Source organism: Sphingomonas sp. CCH9-E2 (assembly GCF_001557215.1).
Taxonomy (GTDB): Bacteria; Pseudomonadota; Alphaproteobacteria; order Sphingomonadales; family Sphingomonadaceae; genus Sphingomonas.
Genome location: NZ_LSJM01000230.1, coordinates 45,052 through 67,869 on the forward strand (window position 1 = coordinate 45,052; position 22,818 = coordinate 67,869).

16 protein-coding genes, 1 other RNA gene and 1 pseudogene are annotated in these 22,818 nt (G+C 67.4%); 14 read left to right on the forward strand and 4 right to left on the reverse strand.

Features of this window, described 5'->3' with window-relative positions:
• The first annotated feature begins 62 nt into the window (after nt 1-62).
• The 11 genes from AX681_RS10815 to AX681_RS10865 all read left to right on the forward strand — a co-directional run bounded on the left by AX681_RS10815 (nt 63) and on the right by AX681_RS10865 (nt 15,382).
• Complete coding sequence (locus AX681_RS10815; protein ID WP_066682231.1) at nt 63-1,583, forward strand: tetratricopeptide repeat protein; 1,521 nt, start codon at nt 63-65, stop codon at nt 1,581-1,583.
• Nucleotides 1,583-2,413 carry a 4-(cytidine 5'-diphospho)-2-C-methyl-D-erythritol kinase gene (locus tag AX681_RS10820; RefSeq protein WP_066663094.1) on the forward strand — a complete coding sequence of 277 codons (831 nt, stop codon included), beginning with the start codon at nt 1,583-1,585 and terminating at the stop codon, nt 2,411-2,413. The genes AX681_RS10815 and AX681_RS10820 overlap by 1 nt, the downstream gene beginning before the upstream one ends.
• Before the next feature lie 127 nt (nt 2,414-2,540).
• On the forward strand, nt 2,541-3,317 hold the full coding sequence (locus AX681_RS10825) for an enoyl-CoA hydratase/isomerase family protein (RefSeq protein ID WP_231734940.1): 777 nt from the start codon (nt 2,541-2,543) through the stop codon (nt 3,315-3,317).
• On the forward strand, nt 3,314-4,045 hold the full coding sequence (locus AX681_RS10830) for an N-formylglutamate amidohydrolase (protein ID WP_066663090.1): 732 nt from the start codon (nt 3,314-3,316) through the stop codon (nt 4,043-4,045). The genes AX681_RS10825 and AX681_RS10830 overlap by 4 nt, the downstream gene beginning before the upstream one ends.
• Nucleotides 4,046-4,052: 7 nt before the next feature.
• Nucleotides 4,053-5,774: a dihydroxy-acid dehydratase gene (gene ilvD / locus AX681_RS10835; RefSeq protein ID WP_066682233.1), complete on the forward strand. Its 1,722-nt coding sequence runs from the start codon at nt 4,053-4,055 to the stop codon at nt 5,772-5,774.
• A complete protein-coding gene (locus AX681_RS10840) occupies nt 5,755-6,168 on the forward strand; it encodes a hypothetical protein (RefSeq protein ID WP_066660038.1) in 414 nt (137 codons plus the stop codon). Before ilvD ends, AX681_RS10840 begins: the two co-directional genes overlap by 20 nt.
• Nucleotides 6,165-6,800, forward strand: a complete 636-nt coding sequence (locus tag AX681_RS10845; RefSeq protein ID WP_066660035.1) for a DUF2306 domain-containing protein — start codon at nt 6,165-6,167, stop codon at nt 6,798-6,800. The genes AX681_RS10840 and AX681_RS10845 overlap by 4 nt, the downstream gene beginning before the upstream one ends.
• Nucleotides 6,801-6,817: 17 nt before the next feature.
• Nucleotides 6,818-7,214, forward strand: an RNA gene (rnpB, locus tag AX681_RS10850) — RNase P RNA component class A.
• A gap of 71 nt (nt 7,215-7,285) precedes the next feature.
• Entirely contained in the window at nt 7,286-11,833 is a 4,548-nt protein-coding gene (locus tag AX681_RS10855; protein WP_066660033.1) for a CHAT domain-containing protein, read from the forward strand.
• An 82-nt stretch (nt 11,834-11,915) separates the two neighbouring features.
• A complete protein-coding gene (locus AX681_RS10860; RefSeq protein WP_066660027.1) occupies nt 11,916-13,622 on the forward strand; it encodes an Hsp70 family protein in 1,707 nt (568 codons plus the stop codon).
• Complete coding sequence (locus AX681_RS10865) at nt 13,622-15,382, forward strand: hypothetical protein (RefSeq protein ID WP_066660024.1); 1,761 nt, start codon at nt 13,622-13,624, stop codon at nt 15,380-15,382. Before AX681_RS10860 ends, AX681_RS10865 begins: the two co-directional genes overlap by 1 nt.
• A 21-nt stretch (nt 15,383-15,403) precedes the next feature.
• Here AX681_RS10865 and AX681_RS10870 read toward each other — a convergent pair whose 3' ends face one another.
• Complete coding sequence (locus AX681_RS10870; protein WP_231733737.1) at nt 15,404-16,768, reverse strand: class II 3-deoxy-7-phosphoheptulonate synthase; 1,365 nt, start codon at nt 16,766-16,768, stop codon at nt 15,404-15,406.
• Nucleotides 16,769-17,132: 364 nt separating this feature from the next.
• Here AX681_RS10870 and AX681_RS10875 point away from each other — a divergent pair, with 364 nt between their 5' ends.
• Complete coding sequence (locus AX681_RS10875) at nt 17,133-17,558, forward strand: hypothetical protein (RefSeq protein ID WP_066660020.1); 426 nt, start codon at nt 17,133-17,135, stop codon at nt 17,556-17,558.
• On the opposite strand, the gene trpE is transcribed toward AX681_RS10875, so the two are convergent.
• Both trpE and AX681_RS10885 read right to left on the reverse strand, forming a co-directional pair.
• Nucleotides 17,559-19,073, reverse strand: a complete 1,515-nt coding sequence (trpE, locus tag AX681_RS10880; RefSeq protein ID WP_066660045.1) for an anthranilate synthase component I — start codon at nt 19,071-19,073, stop codon at nt 17,559-17,561.
• Between the two features lie 5 nt (nt 19,074-19,078).
• Nucleotides 19,079-21,025: a peptidylprolyl isomerase gene (locus AX681_RS10885; RefSeq protein ID WP_066660018.1), complete on the reverse strand. Its 1,947-nt coding sequence runs from the start codon at nt 21,023-21,025 to the stop codon at nt 19,079-19,081.
• Nucleotides 21,026-21,180: 155 nt separating this feature from the next.
• On the opposite strand from AX681_RS10885, the gene tpiA reads away from it, so the two are divergent.
• Together tpiA and AX681_RS10895 are read left to right on the forward strand one after the other, a co-directional pair.
• Complete coding sequence (tpiA, locus tag AX681_RS10890) at nt 21,181-21,927, forward strand: triose-phosphate isomerase (protein WP_082737946.1); 747 nt, start codon at nt 21,181-21,183, stop codon at nt 21,925-21,927.
• A gap of 5 nt (nt 21,928-21,932) precedes the next feature.
• Nucleotides 21,933-22,367 (forward strand): DoxX family protein, encoded by a 435-nt coding sequence (locus tag AX681_RS10895; protein ID WP_066660016.1) that lies wholly within the window; start codon nt 21,933-21,935, stop codon nt 22,365-22,367.
• 21 nt (nt 22,368-22,388) lie between these two features.
• Here the strand turns inward: AX681_RS10895 and AX681_RS22470 are convergent.
• A pseudogene (locus tag AX681_RS22470) lies at nt 22,389-22,818 on the reverse strand (hypothetical protein); the annotation flags it as partial.

Sequence of the window (22,818 nt, forward strand, 5' to 3'; positions counted from 1 at the left end):
TGCCGCTGGCGGCGCTGGCGATCCTGCTGCCGGGGGCGGCGCAGGCCGATCTGGGCGCCTATGTGAAGGCGCGGGCGGCAGCGGCGGACGGCGCGGTCGACACCGCCGCTGCCGGCTATGCCGCAGCGCTGATGGCGGCGCCGGGCGATGAGGTCGTGGCGATCCGAGCCTATCGCAATGCGCTGGCGGCTGGCGATCTGGTGCTGGCGCGGCGCGCGGCGGCGGTGCTGGTACGGTCGGACGTCGCGCCGCCGGATACGGCGATCCTTGCCCTGGCCGACGCGGTGCGGACGAAGAACAAGGTTGCGGCCGACGATGCGCTCGGGCGGATCGGGGCAGGGCCGCTCGATTTCCTGACGCCCGTGCTGCGCGCATGGCTGGCGTTCGAGCGCGGTGGCGATCCGTTCCCGGTTCTCGACGCCGCAACCGAAAGCGGGCTGAGCCGCCGGTACATCGCCGAGCACCGCGCCTTGCTGCTGCTCGCCTCCAACCGGCGGGACGAGGGGATTGCGGCGCTGCGGGCGGCCTTGGGTGCCGATCCGGGCAGTATCGATCTGCGCTGGAACGCGGCCAGCCTGTTGGCGGGGATCGGCGACCGGCGTGCCGCGCGCGAGTTGCTGGCGGGCGAGGATCCGATGTTGGCGGGGCTGCGCGATGGGCTGGTTGCGGTGCGTCCGGGCGCGGCATTCGGGACAAGCCGACTGCTGACACGGCTGGCCGCCGATCTGCAGGGACAGGAAACGCAGACGCTGTCGATTTTGCTGACGCGTTCTGCGCTGTCACTCGATGCCGGCGACGATCGCGCGCGGCTTTTGCTCGCCGCTGCGCTCGGCGAAGAGGGCGCGTTTGACCGGGCACAGCTGGTGCTCGGCACGATCCGTCCGGCCAGCCCATTTTTTGGTGCCGCGGCGGCCGAACGGATCGAACTCCACCGCAAGCAGGGCGACCCTGCACAGGCGCTGGCACTGGCGCAAACGCTCGCGACGGCGAAAGGGGCGAGCGTGCGTGATATCCGCCGCTATGCCGACCTTCTGTCCGATCAGGGCCGCGACGGCGAGGCGGCTCGGCTCTATGCCGATGCGCTGGCCCGGGCTGGCGCGGAGGCCAACTGGATCCACCATCTGCAACTCGGCGGCGCGCTGGAGCGATCAGGAGACTGGGCCGGTGCGCTCCCGCATCTGCGCAAGGCAGTGGAGCTGGCACCCGACGAGCCGGTAGCGCTCAATTATCTGGGCTATGCGCAGGTCGAGCGCGGGGAGAATCTGGCGGCGGCGGTAGCACTGCTCGAACGCGCCAATCGCTTGCGTCCGAATGACCCGGCCATCACCGACTCGCTCGGCTGGGGCTATTATCGCAGCGGCGATCTGGCGCGTGCGCTTCCGCTGCTGGAACAGGCGGCGCAGGGTCAGCCGTCCAGCGTGACGATCAACGAACATCTGGGCGATGCCTATTGGCGCGCCGGGCGGCGGTTCGAGGCGCGCTATGCCTGGCGCGCGGCTTCGATCTACGCGGACGATGCGCAAAAGGCGCGGATCGCTGCTAAGCTGGCCGATGGCGTGATGCAGAGGATGGCGGCAAACTGATCCTGACCGAGCCCGCCCCGGCCAAGCTCAACCTGGCGCTGCACGTGCGGCGGCGGCGGGACGATGGCTATCATGAGCTTGAGACGCTGTTCGCATTCGTGCGCGACGGCGATGTCGTGCGGCTCGATCCCGATGGCGAAGGTTTTGCGGTCGAGGGGCCGTTCGGCGGCGCGCTGGCGGGCGAGGGCGATAACCTCGTGACCCGCGCGCGCGATGCGTTCGGCGCGGCGTTCGGGGTGGCAACACCGGGACGGATCACACTCGACAAGCGGTTGCCGGTCGCGTCGGGGCTGGGCGGCGGGTCTGCGGATGCGGCGGCGACGCTGCGGCTGCTCGCGCAGCAGGCAGGGATCGCGATCGAGAATCCTCGTCTGTTCGACGTGGCGGATGCGCTCGGATCGGATGTGCCTGCATGCCTCTATGGCCGGACCGCGATCGGAATGGGGCGGGGCGAACAGCTGGCGTGGATCGACGGGGCGCCGGGAGTGCCGGTGCTGCTGGTCAATCCGGGGGTCGCGGTAGCGACCGGGCCGGTCTTCGCGGCATGGGACCGGGTCGATCGCGGGCCGATCCCGGCAAAGGGCGACCTGATTGCGCGGGCCAAGGCTGGGCGCAACGATCTTTATCCGCCGGCACTGACCGTCGCACCACAGATTGCCGATGCGGTGGCGTGGCTGGAGCGCCAGGCGGGCGCCGATCTGTGCCGGATGTCGGGATCGGGGGCGACCTGCTTCGCGACCTTTGCGGATAGCGCACGTTGCGCGGCAGCGGCCGAGCGTCTGCGCCGCGAGCAGCCGGGGTGGTGGTGTCTCGAAACGGTGCTGTCGTGACAGGTTGCTGCGCCATATCGGGACGCGATGGTGCCGCGGGGGCGGCGGCTGGGAGAGCGCTTGCGGTTGGCCCCGTTCTTGCTGAGGTCATGCTGCGGGTCATGCGCCGGGAGCGAGACGCCCGTGGATGGCCCCCGCTTTCGAGCGGGCGCCATCCTCGCCCACCGGGCCGCCGATGATCCGGCTTCGGTTCGATCAAGCCACTGCGCTTCTGACGCTCGACCGTGGCGGCGCGCGCAATGCGCTGCCGATCGCCGCGTGGGACGCGATCGCCGATGCAGCGGCGTCGGTAGCAGCGAGCGACGCCCAGGTCTTGATCGTGGAGTCCGCAATGCCGACGGTCTTCTCTGCCGGGGCGGACCTCGCCGAATTTCCTGCTCTGATCGCTGACCCGGCACTGCGAACCCGGTTCCGCATCGCGATGGCAGCGGGGATCGAGGCGCTGGCCGCACTCCCGATCCCGGTGATCGCTGCGGTGGATGGCGGATGCTTCGGCGCAGCGGTTGCCCTGACGCTGGCGTGCGACATCGTCGTCGCGGGGGACGCGGCGCTGTTCGCGACCACGCCGGCAAAGCTCGGCATCGGCTATCCAGCCAGCGATGTCGCGCGGTTGCGCGCGCGGGTCGGGGCGGGGCAGGCGGCGCGGATGTTGTTCACCGGTGACCGGGTCGACGGTGATGCGGCGCTGCGGATCGGACTGGCCCATTGCCGCGCAAGCGATGCCGGCGAACATGCGCGGGCGATGGCGGCGACGATCTGTGCCAACGATGCCGACGCGGTGCGCCTGCTCAAGTCGATCCTGTGCGATCCGGCCAATCCGGCGCACGATCAGGCGTTCGAGGATGCGTTCGGCTCTTCCGGCTTTGCGCTGCGGCTCGACGCGTTTCTGGGAGGAAAAAGGTGAGCGTGGTGGAGCGGATCGCGGGCACTGGCGATGTGCTGATCCTGTGCGATCATGCCAGCAACCATGTGCCTGGCGACATCGACCTCGGCATCGGCCCTGCCTTGCTCGACAAGCATATCGCGATCGATATCGGCGCGGCGGCAGTAAGCCGGGGGCTGGCCGATAGGCTGGGCGCGCCCGCGCTGCTGGCCACCGTGTCGCGGCTGGTGATCGACCTCAATCGGGAGGTCGATGCGCCCGGCCTGATCCCGCATGTCAGCGACGGCCACGCAATCCCGGGCAATGAGCGTGCCGATCGTGTCGAGCGGATCGCACGCTTCCATGCCCCCTATCATCGCGCGATCGCGGCGCAGGTGCGCGCGCAGCGTCCGGCGCTGATCGTCTCGGTCCACAGCTTCACGCCCGCCCTCGAAAGCGGCATTGCCGCGCCGCGGCCGTGGGAGGCGGGCGTGCTCTACAATCGCGATATGCGGGCGGCGCGCCCGGCGGTCGAATGGCTGACAGGGCAGGGCATCGTCACCGGAGACAATGAACCCTATTCCGGGCGCATCCTCAACGCGACGATGAACCGGCATGCCGAGGGTACGGGAACCCCTTATCTGGGCATCGAAATCCGCAACGATCGCATCTCTGACCCCGCAGGCGTGGCGCGTTGGTGCGAAATTCTCACGATTCTGGTAACATTCGTGCGCGATCATCTTGCGCAGGGGCGGGCAGCGGCGACATAGGCACGCCATGACCGATCGTTTCGACAAATCCCGCCTGCCTTCGCGCCACGTCTCCGTCGGGCCGGAGCGCGCTCCCCACCGCAGCTATTACTACGCCATGGGGCTGAGCGAGGAAGAGATTGCGCGCCCCTTCGTCGCGCTCGCCAGCGCTGGCAATGACAGCGCACCGTGCAACACCACGCTGGATGCCCAGGCCGATGCGGCGCGCAAGGGCGTGGAGAGCAATGGCGGCATGCCGCGTCGCTTCAACACCATCACGGTGACCGACGGCATCGCGATGGGGCATCAGGGGATGAAATCCTCGCTCGTCAGCCGCGAGGTCATCGCCGACTCGGTCGAGCTGAGCGTGCGCGGCCATTGCTATGACGCGCTGGTCGGCTTTGCCGGGTGCGACAAGTCTCTGCCGGGGATGATGATGGCGATGCTGCGCCTCAATATCCCGTCGATCTTTGTCTATGGCGGGTCGATCCTGCCCGGCCGCTATCAGGACCGCGATGTCACCGTGGTCGATGTGTTCGAAGTGGTCGGCAAGTTCGCGGCCGGCACCTGCCCGATCAGCGAAGTGCACGCCCTCGAAAAAGTCGCCTGCCCCGGTCATGGCGCGTGCGGCGGCCAGTACACCGCCAACACCATGGCGTGCGTCGGCGAGGCGATCGGCCTGTCGCTGCCCAACAGCAACATGGTCCCCGCGCCCTATACCAGCCGTGAGCAGATCGCGGTCGCCGCAGGCTATCAGGTGATGGAGCTGCTGGAGCGCAACATCCGCCCGCGCGATATCTGCACGCGCGAGGCGTTCGTGAATGCGGCGCGGATCGTCGCCGCGACCGGCGGCTCGACCAATGCAGCGCTGCATCTGCCCGCGATGGCGAGCGAGGCGGGGATCGAGTTCGACCTGTTCGACGTCGCCGAGGTATTTAAATCAACGCCTTACGCTGCCGACTTGAAGCCGGGTGGCAAGTATGTCGCCAAGGACATGTATGAGGCGGGCGGCGTCTACATGCTGATGAAGTCGATGCTCGCCAATGGCCTGCTGCATGGCGAGTGCATGACCGTGACCGGCAAGACGCTCGGCGAGAACATCGATCAGGTCACCTGGAACCCGGACCAGAAGGTCATTTACGACGTCAAGACGCCGATCACCCCGACCGGGGGCGTGGTGGGCCTGCGCGGGAGCCTGGCGCCCGATGGCGCGATCGTGAAGGTCGCCGGCATGGCGCGGCTGCAGTTCGAGGGTCCGGCGCGCTGCTTCGATTGTGAGGAAGACGCCTTTGCCGCAGTCGAAGCGCGCTCGATCGCCGAGGGTGAGGTCGTCGTGATCCGCTACGAAGGGCCGAAGGGCGGGCCGGGCATGCGCGAGATGCTGTCGACCACCGCCGCGCTCTATGGCTTGGGCATGGGCGAAAAGGTTGCGTTGATCACCGACGGGCGCTTCTCCGGCGCGACGCGCGGCTTCTGCATCGGCCATGTCGGGCCGGAAGCGGCCGAGGGCGGGCCGATCGCACTGGTCGAGGACGGCGACACGATCCGCATCGATGCCGAGGCGGGGACGATCGACCTGCTCGTTTCGGAACACGTGCTCGCCGAGCGCCGCGCCCTCTGGCAGCCGCGCACCAATGATTATCAGTCGGGTGCGCTGTGGCGCTATGCGCAGAATGTCGGACCTGCCTATAAGGGCGCGGTAACGCATCCGGGAGCGAAGTCCGAAACGCATGTCTTTGCGGATATCTGAAGTTCTGGCGGCTGCGGGGGCGCTGCTCGCGCTCGCGGCCTGCGACCCCGGCCCGGTCAAGACCAAGGCGGAGCATGCGCAAGACGCGCGCGCCCAGGCGGCGCGTGATGAAGCCGAGGGGCGTATCCCTTGCGCGCTGGGGGGCGGCGACGATTTCAGCACGCGCTGTACGATCGACCGCGCGCAGACTCAGGATGGGTTGATCCTGACCGTGCGTCATCCCGATGGCGGCTTCCACCGGCTGCGCGTCACCCGCGACGGGCGCGGGGTGGTCGCCGCCGACGGGGCGCAGGCGGCGACGGTGACGATCATCGACAAGGATGCGATCGAGGTCGCGATCGACGATGCGCGCTATCGCCTGCCCGCGACGGTCAAGGGCGCGGCCAAGAAGTGAATGCAACGCGGCGATGGGGCTGGGCGGGGTTCTGGCTGATCGTCGCGGTGTCCGCAGCCTGGGTCCTCACAGATTCGTTCGCCTTCATCGCCAAGCGCCAGGCACCGACGGGCGAGACATTTTGGGGTCGCCGCATCTGGTATTTCGCGCATGTCGCGCTGGCGGTTCCCGTGCTGTTGCTTGCGCCGATCCAGTTTGCGGCTTCGGTGCGCATGCGTTGGCCATGGCTGCACCGTAGGCTGGGCCGGGTGTATCTCGGCGCGTCGTTGCTGGCCGGGCTGTCCGCGCTGCATCTGGGCAGCACGATTGCGGCGCAGGAGACGCAGGTGCCGCTCACGCTCTTCGCCATCGTCTGGATCGGTTTCGTGCTCATCGCGTGGCAGGCGGCCCGGCGGCGGCACATCGACCTGCACCGCGCATTCGTGATCCGCGCGACGGCGATCGCGCTGTCGTTCGTATGGGTGCGACTGATGGCGGCCGACGATGGAGTCATGCTCGGCTTTATCGAAAATGCCGAGATGCGGGCGGCTACGCGCGGGTGGCTCAGCTTCGTCCTGCCATTGCTGGCGGTGGAGTTCTGGCTGGCGTGGTGGCCAGCCGCCCAGTCGCTATTTGCACGACAGCGCGTTTGAGCCTATCGCCGCTGCCGCCAGAGGGCCGGGCGGCCGCGTTGCATGTAAGTGCACCGAGGAAAGTCCGGGCTCCACGGAAACACGGTGCCGGGTAACGCCCGGCGGTCCCGGTTCGCCGGGGTCAGGGAAAGTGCCACAGAGAGCAGACCGCCCACTGGTCTTCGGACTGAGGGCAAGGGTGAAAGGGTGCGGCAAGAGCGCACCGCGCGGCCGGCAACGGAAGCGGCACGGCAAACCCCACCGGGAGCAAGATCGAATAGGGGCCGCGCATCGGGAGTTCCGCCCGGCGGCCCGGGTTGATTGCTTGAGCCCCCATGCAAATGCGGGCCTAGAGGAATGGTCGCCTATCGCGCGCACCTCCCTTCGGGGAAAGGGCCGCGTGGACAGAACCCGGCTTACAGGCCCTCTGGCATCCAATTTCGTCTGAATTGCGGGGCTTGCCACCAAGTCCTGCGCTTTGGATAAAGGCGGCGGAGGCGGGACCGATGAAACGCAGCTTCGTCCTTTATGCAGGCGTGTCGCTCGCCGTGCTGACCCCGGGCGTCGCCGCAGCGCGTGACGGCGATACGCGAAGGGCGTGCGCGCAGGAAGCACGGCTGCCGACCCCCGATGACAAGACCGGCGTCGAATTTGACGATCTCGTCCCCGAACGGGCGATTGCCCTTTGTCAGCGCGCGCTGGAAGCGCACCCGGACGATGCGTCCGTCATGGCCAATCTCGGGCGCGCGCTCAGCAAGGCGGGCGAGAACAAGGCGGCGCTGCGCCTGATCGAGCGTGCCGCGGCGGGCGGCAGCCTGCAGGCGGTCAACACGCTGGCGTCGATGTATGAATCGGGCAGCGGCGTACCCAAGGACCCCGCACGCGCCTTTGCCCTCGCAAAGTCGGGGGAGAAGGGGCGCAACATCTGGCTGCTTGGTCGGCTCGCGGACTATTATCTGAACGGCACTGGGACGCCGGTCGATGTTCCGGCCGCAATCGCCACTTATGCGCGCGCGGCCGAGCTTGGCCATGCGGGTGCGGCAAAGGCGCTCGCGGATCATTACCGGTTTGGCAGCAAGGGGGTGCCGAAGGATTTTGCACTCGCCCGCAAATGGTATCAGCGCGCAGTGCAGCTGGGCGAAGCGGACGCGGTGGCAGCGCTCGGCTATATGGCCGAAGCGGGTCTCGGCGGGCCCACGGATCTCGTTGAAGCACGGCGGCTGTACCGGATCGCGGCCGATCAGGGATCGGGCTGGGGTGCGCAGAACTACGCCGTGATGCTCCAGAACGGCCGGGGCGGCCCGAAGGACGAAAAGGGCGCAGTGGAATTCGTCCGTCTGGCCGTGGACCGCGGCGAGACCAGCGCGATGCACCGCCTCGGGTGGTTCTACGAAAACGGCATTGGTCTCGTCAGCGATGTCCAGCTGGCGATCTCCTGGTATCGCAAGGCGGCGGATGCGGGTGACACCGATGCGATGGTGCGCCTTGGCTTCATGGCGCAGAATGGCAAAGGGATGCCGCGCGACCTCGAAGCTGGCCGCGCTTGGTATCGCAAAGCCGCCGATCTCGGCAGCATGAGTGCGACACGCAGCCTCGCTTTCGATCTGGCCGCAAGCGAGTTCACCGGCGTGCCGAGCGACAATCCGGCGGCGATCCGGCTCTATCACAAGCTGGCAGAAAGCGATGACCCCACGGACATCGCGATAGCTGCGGACGTGTTCGCGGCCGGCAAACAGGTGCCGATGGATCTGAAGGCGGCGCGCAAATATTATGAAAAGGCGCTCGCCGCCGGTGAGGAAGATGCCGCACCCGATCTCGTCGAAGTGATCCTACGCGACGCGCCGGATGATGGCGACCGGGCAGCGGCGCTGCGCGTGTTGACGACCAGTGCCGACAAGGGCGCGGGTTGGGCGCTGGCTGCGCTGGCGCATCCGGGCCCCTTGATCGAAACCGGGGGACTGAAATTCGACAGCGCGCCCTGGCGTCAAAAGATTGCCGCCCTGACCGACCCCAAGGTGCTGACCGGCGTCGCAAAGGCGCTTCAGGCGGGCAAGCTGGCCAAACAACAGTTCGCACTCGCGGTCCAGTATACCAAGGCTGCCAGCGATCCGTCGGTGGCGAAGGAATATCAGCTCAAGCTGATGATCGACCTGCAGCTGCAGGAGGCGGCGCAGCGCGAGCTGGCACGCTATGCCGGAACCGCCGAGTTCAAGGCGTTGCCCGAGGAACGACGGACTGCGTTTCTCGCGCAATTCGACACGCCACGGGTGTTCAACTTCAACGGTGACGCGTCGCATGTCGCGACCTTCTCCGCGCTGGCCGAACTGGGGATGAAGGAACCGGCGGCCAAACTGGCCTGGCGCCTGCTCGAAGATGGCAAGGGCGATACCGCAGCCGCGCTCAAATGGTTCACCATCGCCGCAGAACGCGGATCGGCCGATGCGCAGCGGGCGCTGGGCTATCTGCACCTCAAGGGGTTCGGGGTCGAGAAGAGCGCGGTCAAGGCGGTGCGCGCGTGGGAGGAGGCGTATCGGCGCGGCGAGGGTTATGCGGCGCTGAGCCTCGCGCTCTACTACAAAGGCGAGCTTGAGTTCAGCGAGGCCGAGCGGGCCGGTGCGCCGGACTATGACCGCGCCCAGGCATTCGAATGGATGCAGCGCGCGGCATCGGCGAGCTATGCCAATGCGGTGCTGCTTGCGCGCATGTATCTGGCCGGCGACGGGACCAAGGCCGACCCGAAAGAGGCGATCCGCCTGCTGCGCTGGGCGGTGCATTGCGGGGATTACAGCGCGCGCGTCGCATTGGGGGAAGCCTATCTATACGGCTCCGGCGTGGCCAAGGATCCGGCGATGGCGCTGCGCTGGTTCCGGCACGCGGCGGCGACGCCATGGAGCGGGGGCGCGGAGGCGATGGTCCGGGCGTCGGCGCTGGGCTGGGGCATGGCCGCGGATGTCAAGCAGGCGCGCTATTGGCTGGCTGAGGCGGTGCGGCGTGGCAGCGACGACGCCAAGAAATGGCAGGACACGTGCGGGGCACAGGCAACGATCAGATGCCTGACCAAGATTGAGGGCTTCACCCCGCTCCCGATCGGCCCGGAGACCGAGGGTGCCGCCGCCGAGCCGACGTTCGAAGCGCGCGAGGCGGTGCTGCGCAAGGAACTCGACGCTGCGGTGGACAATGGGTCGGAATATGCCGTGTTCGAAGGGTTTCGCAGCCTGGAGGAACATTATCTTCTCTACGGCAAGATGGACGCGTATCTGGCGACCAAGGTCCGCTCGCTCGCGATCAAGGAAGCCGCACTCACCAGCCGCTTCGGCAGTCGCGACAATTATTTCGCGCTGATCGAATCCTCGTGCCACTGGTCGAGCGCTGCCAAGGAAGCGAGCGGGGGCGGGCGACGCGAGGCGGCGTTGTTCTTCGCCAAGGTCGCAGTCAACAAGCTGCAGGACGCTCGCAAGCGCATCTCCGACCTCGATCCGTCGATCCGCGAATGCTTCATCCGCGTCCATCAGGACCGCTACCGCTATCTTGCCGGTATCTTCATGGAGATGGGCCGGTTCGGCGAGGCCGAGCATGTGCTGGCCATGCTCAAGGATTTCGAAAGCTACAATTACACGCGCGACAAACGGCGCGAGGGCGAGGCGTTCGACCAGATGCCGCTCGACGCCAAGCAGACGCAGAGCATGGCCGCATTCGACGCGGCGACCGCTGCGCTGGCGCAGGCGGGTGCTGCGCGCGACCGGCTGGTTGCGCTGCAGCGACAGGGCACGCTGACCGCCGAGCAACAGCAGGAACTGGCCGCGGCGACTACCGCGCTGGGTGCCGCGCAGACCGCCTTCCGCAGCGAACTTGGCGATCTGGCCAATGTCGTGGCCGGGCTCGACGCCACATTGACCCCGGACCAGCAGGCGAAAGCGGATCGGGTGGCGGCGATCCAGCCACGGCTCATTTCAACCGTGCGCCGCTTGGGCAAGGACGTCGCGGCGCTCCACGCGGTGGTTCTGCCCGACCGTATCCACTGGCTGATCACCACCGCCAATTATCAGAAGTCGGTCGTGGTGCCGGTCGACATGATCGCGATGCGGAAGGATATCGGCCTCTACCGCCAGGCGATCAGCGACAAGGCGGTGTTCATCACCGACCCGGCATCGAAGCTGTACAAGGCGATGTTCGAGCCGGTCGACCGGGCGCTGCGGGCAGCAGGCATCCGACAGGTGATGCTCTCGCTCGACGATGCGCTGCGCTACCTGCCGATGGCGGCGCTCCACGACGGCAAGCAATGGCTCGCCGAGCGTTACGCCTTCAGCGCATTCCGGTCGATCGACGAGGTGCAGACGGGACCGTCGGACGCGGCCGAATGGCGCGTGGCGGCGCTGGGCGCGAGCCAGGGCGGGGCGGGGCTCAGCCCCTTGCCCGCAGTGCCCGCCGAATTGTCGGGGATCGTCCGGGCCGAGGGTGCGACGACCGGGGTTCTGCCCGGCGTGGTTCGGCTGGACGGCGCGTTCGACCGGGCGGCACTCGGCGCGGCGATGGCGGGTGGCTATCGCGTGATCCATATCGCGTCGCACTTTGCGCTGGACCCGGCCAGTGCGGACAAGTCCTTCCTGTTGCTCGGCACGGGCAAGGAGCTGCCACTGACCGAGTTCATCAAGGATGGGAGCTTCACCGCGATCGATGTCGATCTGCTCGCCCTATCGGCATGCCAGACCGGCGTGCCTGGCGGGAACCAGAACGGGTCGGAGGTGGATGCGAGCCTTGCCGAACTGGCGCAAAAGGCAGGGGCGTCGGCGGTGCTCGCCTCGCTCTGGTCGGTGGCGGATGAATCGACCGCAGTGCTGATGCAGCGCTTCTACGCGATCCATGCCAAAGGCGGGATCAGCAAGGCCGAAGCACTGCGTCAGGCGCAGCTCGCCTTGATGGGCGCGCAGGGCGGCACGGGGGCCGATCGCGGCAAGGGTCGTGGGGCGCCGGGCGGCTCCACGGGACCGGCGGTGACCGGCTACGCGCATCCATTTTACTGGGCGCCGTTTGTGCTGCTGGGGAATTGGCAGTAATCGGAACGCCTTCGCACTTGATGCGCGGCGTCGCTTCGCGATAGCTCCCGCAACGGCGGATTCCGCCGGGTGGGGGGCTCAGATGATTATCGGGATCGATCTCGGAACGACCAACAGCACGGTCGCGGTTTGGCGGGATGGCCAAGCGCAGCTGATCCCGAACGCGATCGGCGACTTTCTGACGCCATCGGCGGTCAGCGTGACCGAAGACGGCACCATATTGGTCGGGATCGCGGCGCGGGATCGTCAGTCGACCCATCCGCGCGACACGGCGACCGCGTTCAAGCGTTACATGGGGACGCGCCAACTCACCAGGCTCGGCGGGATCGAGTTCAGCGCCGAAGACCTGTCGGCGATCGTGCTGGGTCGGCTGAAGGCCGATGCCGAGGCCTTTCTCGGGGAGCCGGTGACCGAGGCGGTGATCACCGTGCCCGCCTATTTCAACGACCGCCAGCGCAAGGCAACGCGCCGCGCCGGCGAGCTTGCCGGCCTCGACGTGCGGCGGCTGCTCAATGAGCCGACCGCAGCGGCGCTGGCCTTCGGCATTCAGGACAATGCGGAGCGCGAGCCGTTTCTGGTGTTCGATCTGGGCGGCGGGACCTTCGATGTCTCGATCGTCGAAGTGTTCGACGGTGTGGTCGAGGTGCGCGCTTCGGCAGGAGACAACCGCCTGGGTGGCGAAGACTTCAATGACATGCTGGCGGCATTCGCGCGGACACGGCTCGACATGGCGACGATCGGAAGTCGGGTCAGCCCGGCGGTCCTGCACGAATTGATGCGCGCAGCGGCCGAGCGGACGCGACGCGAACTGACCGTGGCCGAGCGCGCGCCATTTCGGATCACCGTCGGCGATACGGTATTCGAGACCGAGATCACCGCGCAGGAATTCGAAGCGCAGGCCGCGGCGCTGCTCGATCGCCTGCGCGACCCCGTGCTGCGCTCGCTGCGCGAAAGCGACATCCGGGTCGATGGGTTGAGCGAGATCGTGCTGGTGGGCGGAGCCACCCGCATGCCGATCGTCCGCAAGGCGGTGACCCGCATGTTCAGCCGCTTCCCCAACGCGTCGGTGCATCCCGACCATGCCGTGGGGCTGGGCGCAGCGGTTCAGGGGGGGCTGCTGGCCAAGGATGCCGCGCTCGATGAGATTCGACTGACCGATGTCTGCCCCTTTTCGCTCGGTGTCGACACGACCGAGCGTGACGCGCGCGGGGCATGGCATCCTGGGCTGTTCTCGCCGATCATCGAGCGCAACACGCCGATCCCGGCGAGCCGGATCAGCTATTTCCGCACGCTTTCCGACAATCAGCGCGAGGTGCAGTTCGGCATCTATCAGGGCGAAGCGCGCGAGGTGCGTAACAACATCAAGCTCGGCCAGCTCAGTGTGCCGGTGCCGCCGCGTCCGGCGGGAGAAATCGCAGTCGAGTGCCGGTTCAGCTATGACTCCAGCGGACTGCTGGAGGTGGACGTGCGGATCCCCGAAACCGGCCTGACCCGCAATCTGGTAATCATCGACGAGGCCGATGCGATGTCAGAACGCGAGCTGAGCCAACGCCGCGAGGCGCTGGCGGCGCTCAAATTCCACCCGCGTGACGGCAGCGAGAACGCCGCGCTGACCGCCCGCGCCACGCGCTGTTACGAAAGCTTTATCGGGGAGCATCGCGAGCGCATCGGGCAGGCGATGCTGGTGTTCCAGTCGGCGCTGGACCGCCAGGATCCGCGCGCGATCCGGATTGCGCATGCGGAGCTGACCACCTTGCTCGATGCGCTCGAAGGGGATCGGTTTCTGTGATGGTTTCCGATCCGTGGCAGGTGCTCGGGATTGCGCCGACCGAGGATGTGCGTGCCGTCCGCCGAGCCTATGCCGCCCGACTGAAGTCGATCGACGTCGACACCGATCCTGAAGGCTATGCCGCGCTGCGGCTCGCCCGTGATGCGGCGCTGCGTCAAGCGAATGGGCAGGGCGATGGCGCTGATCATGCGGAAAGTGCGGACCAAGCCGCACCGCAAGGCAATGGTGAGCTGCGCCTGCGCGTATATCCGTTCCATCCGCCGGCAATCATGGCTCCGGCGCAGGGCGGTGGCTGGCTATCGCTCCGCATCGCGACGCTGTCGCAGGATGCGATTCTGTGGAGCTGGAGCGAACTGATCGGCGGTTCCAGCGAGGGGAGCCATGCGGTCATCCCAATTCCCCGCAGCGCAACGCTGCGACCGCCCCGGCGCGATATGGAGGCGGCCCAGACGATCATCGCCTTTGCCGATTCCGCCGGAATCGAACCTGAATTCGATCATTTTGAAGCGATCATCGCCATCCTGTTTCGCGATGGCGTGCGTCGCGACACCATGCCGTCGGACGAGGAGGAGCGCGCGCTGCTCGCGCATTTCGAGGGAATCCGGAACGGGCGACGCATCGGTGAAATGACATACTATGCCGATGTCGAGCGCTGGTGCGCCGACATCATCGCGCATGGTGCGCCTGCGTCCAACTGCCTGATGGCACCCGCCGCAGCCTTTTTCCGCTGGCGCGAGCGCGCCGGGGAATTGGGCGAGGGGGATGCGGTTGCGTTCATCAACCGTCGCCTCAAGGTCTTCGAGTTCATCGATACGGTTTCAAAGCCGGAGCACCCTTGGAACAAGGCTTGGACGGAACTGACAACGTACGCGCATGAACGTTCGGGGCGAGGCTGGGGCGTGAAGCGCCAGCATGTTCGCGAACTGCTGGCGCATGTCCGAAGCGAGAACCCCGACGTTGAACACCATTTTGACAGCACGCGGGTCGCCCTGTGGGAAAATCAGAGCGAAGGGGGCAGCTTTCCATGGGGCCAGGTCATCATCGGCGGACTGCTGTTGCTGTCCGTCCTCGGCAAATGTTCACAAGAGGTCAGCCGACCGCCGATGCCGCCGAGCGACCTCGCGGGAGTTGGTTACATCGCGCCCGACCCGACGCAGCAGCGCTTTCAGATCGACAATGCATTGCGCGCGCGGGGTTATACTGACCTCACCCTAGCCGTTGCCGAGCAGGAAAATCCTGAACTGGCGCAGATGCTCAAAAGCAACTGGACCGTCGTGGCGGAGGAGGGCCGGGGCATGGGCGGCTTTGAGGATCGCTTGGCTGCGGCGTTGAACGACCGGCTGATCCTCGCGATCCGCACTGCCCCTTACGCAGAGGTCGCCGACTATCAGCGCAACCGCATCGCATGGGCGCGGGCCTATCGCGAGCAGGGTGCGGTCAAGTGTGACGACTATCTGCGGCGCGGCGACACGCCACCCGTGGCAGGCAGGACCGAGTTCCAGAGCCGCCAGTGGACGATCGAAGAGCGGGTGCTGCGCACCGCAAAGGCGCCCTTCCCGCCGGGCGGGGGCGGTGTCACCATTCCCGGCGAGATTGTGGAGGAGGTGCTGAATCGGACGCGCCTACCCGAGGCACGAGTCCGCGCGAGCCTGAGGGGCGAAGGCGATGCGACCGATCACTGTGCCGTTCGCATTGCGCTGCTCGACGCCGCCCTGAGGATGCCGCGAAAGCAGGGGCTGCCGATTCTGCGGGCGATGTAGCCCGGTCGGATCGGGTGGTCCTCACGCCGCCTTGCGGCGCTCCGCCATCTCCTCGTTGAGCATTTCGGCGAGCAGGAAAGCAAGCTCCAGGCTCTGGCCCGCGTTGAGGCGCGGGTCGCAATGCGTGTGGTAGCGGTCGGCCAGGTCGTGCTCGCCGATGTCGATCATGCCGCCGGTGCATTCGGTGACATTCTGCCCGGTCATTTCGGCATGAATGCCGCCGGCATAGGTTCCTTCGGCGCGGTGGACGGCAAAGAAGCCGCGCACTTCGGCGAGGATGCGATCGAACGGGCGGGTCTTGTAGCCGTTCGCGGCCTTGATCACGTTGCCGTGCATCGGGTCGCAGCTCCACACCACCGGGTGCCCCTCCCGCTTCACCGCGCGCACCAGCTTGGGCAGGCCGCCTTCGATCTTGTCATGGCCATAGCGGGTGATCAGCGTCATCCGGCCCGGCGTGCGGGTCGGGTTGAGCGTGTCGAGCAGGCGCAGCAATGCGTCCGGCTCCAGGCTCGGGCCGCACTTCATGCCGATCGGGTTGCCGATGCCGCGCAGGAATTCGACATGCGCCGATCCGTCGAAGCGGGTGCGGTCGCCGATCCACAGGAAGTGCGCGCTGGTATCATACCAGTCGCCGGTCAGGCTGTCCTGCCGCGTCAGCGCCTGCTCGTACGGGAGCAGCAGCGCTTCGTGGCTGGTGTAGAAATCGGTGCGCTTGAGCTGGGGCACGGTCTCGGGGTTGATCCCGCACGCCTCCATGAAGTCGAGCGCCTCGCCGATCCGGTCGGCGACGTCGGCGAACTTGTCGGCCCATGGGCTGCGGCCCATGAAGTCGAGCGTCCATTTGTGGACCTGATGCAGATTGGCATAGCCGCCGCTGGCGAAGGCGCGCAGCAGGTTCAGTGTCGCCGCCGACTGGGTATAGCCGCGGATCATCCGCTGCGGATCGGGGATGCGCGCTTCGGGGGTGAAGGCGATGTCGTTGACATTGTCGCCGCGATAGCTGGGCAGCTCGACACCGTTGATGGTTTCGGTATCCGCCGAGCGCGGCTTGGCAAACTGGCCGGCCATGCGACCGACCTTCACCGTCGGCAACTTGGAGGCGAAGGTCAGGACGACCGCCATCTGCAGGATCACGCGAAACGTGTCGCGGATATTGTTCGGGTGAAACTCCGCGAAGCTTTCGGCGCAGTCGCCGCCCTGGAGCAGGAACGCTTCGCCACGCGCCACACGGGCGAGTTCCTGCGTCAGCGCGCGCGCCTCACCAGCGAAGACCAGCGGGGGGAAGCTGGAAAGAGTATCGGTCGCGGCAGTCAGAGCAGCGCTATCGGGGTAAATCGGCAGCTGCCGTGCTTCGGCATGGGTCCAGCTGTCGGGGGTCCAGTCCATTGCCTGCTCCAAATTGCGGACATGGACATACCAGTCCTGATGATGGGCGATGCCATTGGCCGCGATCTGATTGAGCACGGCGGGCGAAGCGCGTTTCCCGTCCTCTTCCCAGCCCTGAACGGTCGAACCGGGTGTGTCGAACCATGCGCCAAAGGCGGCACGGGACATGGAGCGCTCCTCGCGGAAGCGGCGGATTTTCGAACCGGCTAACGTCGTCATCCGGCGGCCTTACCCCTGGTGGGTAAGTATATGCAAGCGACAAATTCACCCGATCGGGGTAAATGCTGCCCCAAATGGGCATCTTGGTTCAGCGCAGCTTAATCCGGCAACGTGCGATAGACTGGATGTCGTTCAGGAGGCCAGTATGATCCGCCCGTTTCTTATCGCGTCGCTGGCCGTGTCCCCCGTACTGGCGCAAGAGCCGGCCGGCACCGACACGAGCACCCCGCCGCAGCGGGTGCGCAGCGTGCTGCTGTACGGCGAGGAACCTTGTCCAAAGGCCGAGAGCCCCGACGAGGTCGTGATCTGTGCGCGGCCGGGTGACTCGCCGTTCCGCATTCCTAAGGTGCTGCGCAAGACCGAGCCGGGACCGGAGGGGACGAGCTGGGTGCGCCGCGCCGAATTGGTCGATGAGGTCAATCGTGCGACCCTTCCCGGCAGCTGCAGCCCGATCGGCAGCTATGGCCAGAGTGGCTGCACGATCCGGATGTTGCAGCAGTGGAAGGCGGAGATGAAGGCGAAGAAGGACGAGGAAGCGGCGATGCCGCGCGGTGCCGAACTCGACGATTAGTTACTGGCCGAAGCCGGGCTCGGCGGCGCGGCTCACGGCTTCCCGGGCGGCGGCGAACAGCGCGCCGGCCTTCGCCTCGCATTCGCGCTGTTCATAGTCCGGGTCGCTGTCGGCGACGATGCCGGCGCCGGCGGTGACGTGCATCGTCCCCTCTTTCACGATCGCGGTGCGCAGGACGATGCAGCTGTCCATCGATCCGTCGGGCGAGAAATAGCCGACGCCCCCGGCATAGGGGCCGCGCTGGTCGCGTTCCAGCTCTGCAATGATCTCGCACGCGCGGACCTTGGGCGCGCCGCTCACGGTTCCGGCGGGGAAGCCCGCGAACAGTGCGTCGAGTGCATCGGCGTCGGGGCGCAGCCGACCCACCACGTTCGAGACGATGTGCATGACATGGCTGTAGAATTCGACGGTGTAGCTGTCGGTAACGGTGACCGATCCGGCCTGTGCCACCCGGCCGACATCGTTGCGCCCGAGGTCGAGCAGCATGAGATGTTCGGCGCGTTCCTTGGCATCGGCGAGCAGGCTGGTTCGGTTCGCCTCGTCTTCCTCGCGCGACTTTCCACGCGGACGCGTGCCGGCGATCGGACGGATCGTCACCTCTCCATCGCGGACGCGGACCAGGATTTCGGGGCTCGACCCGGTCAGGGCAAAGCCGGGCAGGTCGAGGAAGTATAGGAAGGGCGAGGGGTTCACGCGGCGCAGCGCGCGATACAACTCGATCGGCGGAAGCGCGAAGGGTGCGGTGAAGCGCTGGGCGAGGACGACCTGAAAGATGTCGCCCGCGGTGATGTATTCGCGGGCGCGGTCCACCATCGCGGCATAGTCGCTGGCCGGCACGACCGGTTGCGGCACCACGTCCACCGCCTCGGCCGTGGCGCGCGGCGGCAGCGGGGCGGCGGCGAGGCGCGCGGCGGTCGCCTCGATCCGGTCGGCGGCGGTGTCGATCTGCTGCTCGGGATCGCGCGCTGGATCAGGCCAGATCGGCGCGACGAGAAACAGCGAATCCGCCAGCCGGTCGAAGATCAGGATCACCGTCGGCCGCACGAAGATCATGTCGGGTAACCCGAGCGCGTCATTGGCGGCGCGGGGCAGCGTTTCCACCAGCCCGATCGTCTCATAGCCGAAATAGCCGACCAGACAGGCCAGCGCCCGGGGCAGTTCCGCCGGTACGTCGATGCGGCACGACTGAACCAGCGACCGGAACGCGTCGAGCGTCGCAGCATCCGCCTGGACGAATGCGTCGCGGTCGGTGAGCCAGTTCGGATTGACCTCGGCAGCCTGGCCCTGCGCACGGAAGACGAGGTCCGGGGCTAGGCCAATCATGCTGTGACGGCCGCGCACCGCGCCGCCTTCAACCGATTCCAGCAGAAAGTCGCCGCGGCCCGGCTCGATCAGCTTGAGCGCGGCGGCGACCGGGGTGTCGGTATCCGCCAGCTGCCGCCGCCAGATCAGCGCCGGACGGCCGGCGGCAAGCTCCGCACGGGCGGCGTCGACCCCCTCAATCCCCCCGCGCATCGCGATCAATTGCCGCCCGTCGCCTGGCCGCTCAGCTGCGCCTTGAGCGCGGCGATGGCGGCTTCGTTGCGCTTGACCTTCACCGCCTTGCGCGCGGCGGCGGCGAACTGCTCGACATATTCATTGCCGATCAGCTGGGCGAGCTGGCCGCGGGTCTGGCCGATCAGCGCGGCGTTGCCCTTGGCATTGCCCTCCTCGATATCGTCGAGCTGGACGATCCAGTAACCGCCACGCTCGGGCGCCGGGATCGCCTTGGCCTTTTTCTCGGCCATGCTGAACATCAGGCGGACCGGCGGAGGCAGCTGATCGCCCATCTGGGCGAGCTGGCCGCGCGAGGCGTCGAGCGGCTGGATCGCGGGCAGCTTGAGGCCGCTTTCCTTCATCGCCTGCGCGATCGGCATGCCCTTGCTCAGCTTGGCGACGATCGCATTGGCCGCCTTGCGCGCACCGTCGAGCTGGCGGCTGCGGACGAGATCGTCGGCAACGGTCGGGCGGATTTCGGCGAGAGGGCGCGGCGCGGCGGCGACGACGCGGTCGGTTTTGACCAGTGCAAACGCGCCTTCGCTGCCCAGCGGGATCAGCTGCGGATCGTCGGTCGCTTCCATCGAGAAGCCAGCCTGGGCGATCTGCGCCAGCGTAGGATCGGGCGCAGCTTCACCGCCGATCGCGGCGCGGCCATCGGCGAACAGCGGGGCGCTGGTTCCCGGCTTCAGCTTGGAACCGGCCACCACTTCGTCGAAGGTCGCGTTGCCGGCGATCTCGCTGTCGATCTTGGCCCGCGCATCGGCGAGCGCGGTTGCAAGCTTGGTCTTGGCGATCGCTTCGGCGAGTTCACCACGAACCTGATCGAGCGACTTGCCGGCGACCTGTTCGATCCCCTCGACCTTGACGATGTGCCAGCCGAGCTGCGAGCGCAGCGGACCGACGACCGCACCCTGCGCACCGGCAAAGGCGGCATCGGCGATCGCGGGGCTGCTCGCGCGGGCAAACGCCTGCTTCTCGGCATTGGGCACGGTCGATGCCTGCAGCCCGGCAGCCTTGGCAGCGTCGGCCATCGACGTGCCGGCCTTGACCTTGGCCGCGATGCCCTTGGCGGCGTTTTCGTCGGCAACGATGATCTGCGCCAGATTGCGCCGGGTGCTGGCGGCATATTGCGCCGCGTTCTTCTTGTATTCGGCGGCGATCTCCGCCTCGGTCGCCTTGGCACCCGCTTCGAACTGGGTCGGGGTCACGACGGCGTAGCGCACCACGCGGCGCTCGGGCAGCGAATAGCGGCCGACATTCTTCTTGTAATAGGCCTGCAGCTCCGCCTCGGTCGGCGGGGTGCCGGGGGCAATCGCGCCGATCGGGATATAGCCGACCGAGCCCTTGCGCCGCTCCAGCATCAGCGAGGCATAGGGCAAAGCGAGTTCGGCCGGGACCGGGCCAGGGTTGGCGATCGGCGCCATCAGCCACTGGACCAGCGTCTCGCGGCGAATGTCGCTGCGCACCTGTTCGGCGGTGATCCGTTGTTCGGAGAGGAACTGGTCGAAGCGCTGCTGGCTGAACTTGCCGTCGAAGCCCTGGAATGCCGGGATCGACGCGATCTGTCCGTCGATCGCGGCGGGGGAGACGACCATCCCGTGCTCGCCGGCATATTCCTCCAGCGCCATGCCGTCGATCACCTGGTTCAGCACCTGATCGAACCCGCCGGTGCGGACGAACTGCGCCATGTCCAGCATCGGCTGCTGCTCGCGCACCCGCTCCAGCGCGTTGCGCAGGCGGTCCTGCATTTCCTGCTGCGTCAGCTTCTTGTCGCCGACCTCGACCAGCGCGCCGTTCGCCGAAGGGCCGCCGACGCCCAGATTCTGCACGTCCATCATCGCAAAGCCCACGCCGAGCGCCACCAGCAGCAGCAGGGCAACGATCTTGCCGGGGGTCGAAAAGATGATGCGGCGGAAATTGGTGAGCATGGAAACCCGCTGAAATGGGAAGAATTGGCCCCGCTTTAGGGGGCGGGGCGACGGGCATCAAGCGACAACGGCAGCGCGGCGCGGCAAGGCGCTTGTGCGGCCCCGCCGTGCGGCCTATCGCGGCTGTCCAATAGTGGACAATCAGGGGAAGCGGGATGCGGCGCAAGCTGGTGGCGGGCAATTGGAAGATGAACGGCGTCACCGATTCGCTGGGCGAAGTGGCGGCGATTGCCAAGGCCGCTGCCGTCCATCCCGGCGTCGATGTTGCGCTGTGCCCCCCGGCGACGCTGATTGCCCCGGCGGTGGCGGTCGCGGGCGGGATGCCGATCGGCGGGCAGGATTGCCATGAGAATGACAGCGGCGCGCATACCGGGTGCATCTCGGCCCCGATGCTGAAGGACGCGGGCGCCACGCTGACCATCGTCGGGCATAGCGAGCGGCGGGCGGACCAGAATGAGACTAGCCACGACGCCTGGGCCAAGGCGGCGGCGGCGCATCGCCATGGCCTGAACGTCATCCTGTGCGTCGGCGAGACCGAGGCGGAGCGCAATGCCGGTCGCGCCGAGCGGGTGGTGCAGGCGCAGATCGAGAAATCGGTGCCCGAGGACGCGGACGGGAGCTGGTTCACCCTGGCATACGAGCCGCGCTGGGCGATCGGCACCGGGCGGACCCCGACGCTGGAGGAGATCGAGCTGATCCACGCCATCGCCCGCGCCAAGCTGGGTATGATGGTCGGTGCGGAGAAGGCCGAGGCGATCCGCATCCTGTATGGCGGGTCGGTGACCGGGGCGAACGCGGCGAGCATCCTCGCGGTCGACAATGTCGACGGCGCGCTGGTCGGTGGAGCGAGCCTGACCGCCGAGAAGTTCGTGCCGATCATCGCAGCGGCGGCGACGCTGTAGCGCCGATGGCGGAGCAGCCGGAGACGCGGGCGCGGCGGATCGGGCGGTGGTTGCTGGCGCTCTTCTACGCCGCGGCGGGGGTGGCGCATTTCCTGTTTACCGATGCGATGGTGCGGATCGTGCCTTCATGGGTGCCATGGGACGCGCGTGAGGTGGTGCTGACCACCGGCGCGGCCGAGCTGATCTGCGCCGCCGCGCTGATGACCCGGCGGTGGCGGCTGGCGGCGGGCTGGGCGCTGGCGCTCTATGCGCTGTGCGTGTGGCCGGCCAATGTGAAGCACGCGATGATCGACCTGGCGTGGCTGGGCGGGAGCGGGACGGGGCTGTCGGCGTGGTATCATGTGCCGCGTTTGCTGGCGCAGCCGGTGCTGATCGCGTGGGCGCTGTGGGCGGTCGGCGCGGTGCGGGTGGAGCGGAGTGTGACGGCGCCGGGAAACTGACGAAGTTCCGCGCAACGCGCTTCATTCTGTCAGCTTCGGACGGCGCTTTGGCGGTTCGGGTGGCTCGGCCAGCGCGGCCAGTGCCATGCGGAAATCGGGGCGGGTGATCGTGCCGATCTGACGTCCGCGATAATAGCGCGGGCGCGTGACGCCGTTGAGCGCGCGGTCCATCGCCATGCTGAACATGCGGTCATAGCCCATCATCAACGCCGCATCCCATGCGCGGGCGAAGTCGGCCGCCTCGGGCCGCTCGCGCAATTTGTAGGCGGTCTGGCGGCTCATGCCCACGGCTTTGCAGGCGCGGGTGACGGTGCCCATGACGGCGAGGGCGTGGATGAAGTCGGTCTGACGCCGCGCAGTCCAGCCATCGGCGCGGCCACAGGTGGGGGCGGGCGTGAAGGCGAGGATGGCTTCATCCTCGTCAGACATGCCGGTGGAGGATGGGGCGGGC